The 324-nt window shown below is 50.6% G+C and carries 1 protein-coding gene; it reads right to left on the bottom strand.

From position 1 onward, the window contains the following. Positions 1-20: 20 nt before the first annotated feature. A complete protein-coding gene (locus PZC42_RS24370; protein WP_498041196.1) occupies positions 21-308 on the bottom strand; it encodes a helix-turn-helix domain-containing protein in 288 nt (95 codons plus the stop codon). Positions 309-324: the final 16 nt, after the last annotated feature.

The following is a 324-nucleotide window of genomic DNA, read 5'->3' as shown; positions in this document are numbered from 1 at the left end:
GTGTCTGACAGCTTATGAGCTCAGCCCAGCTGCCTGTAATGCAGCCTGCAGACGCTTCCATACCTCATTAAGTTGTTCTGGATGTTATAGACAGTGCGGACAGCAACATGACACTCGCTGGCGATGTTATCAGGTCTCCATCCAAGAAGGAGATATCGCAATATCTGAGCACGCTTTACAGGACTCAAACCACGTGTTAGACGGCGACGAGGACGCTCAGGAGGGTATCTATAAGCTCCGGGGATTGCTTTGTTTGCTGGAGGTTGGGGTGCAGAGGATTCTGTAGAGTTGGTCGCCTCGGATGCCATTTTTTCTGCGATATTG

Origin of the sequence: Isoptericola croceus (assembly GCF_029382255.1) — a bacterium.
Taxonomy (GTDB): Bacteria; Actinomycetota; Actinomycetes; order Actinomycetales; family Cellulomonadaceae; genus Isoptericola; species Isoptericola croceus.
Note: the sequence above shows the minus strand (reverse complement) of the source record. Positions and strands in the feature narration are given on the sequence as shown.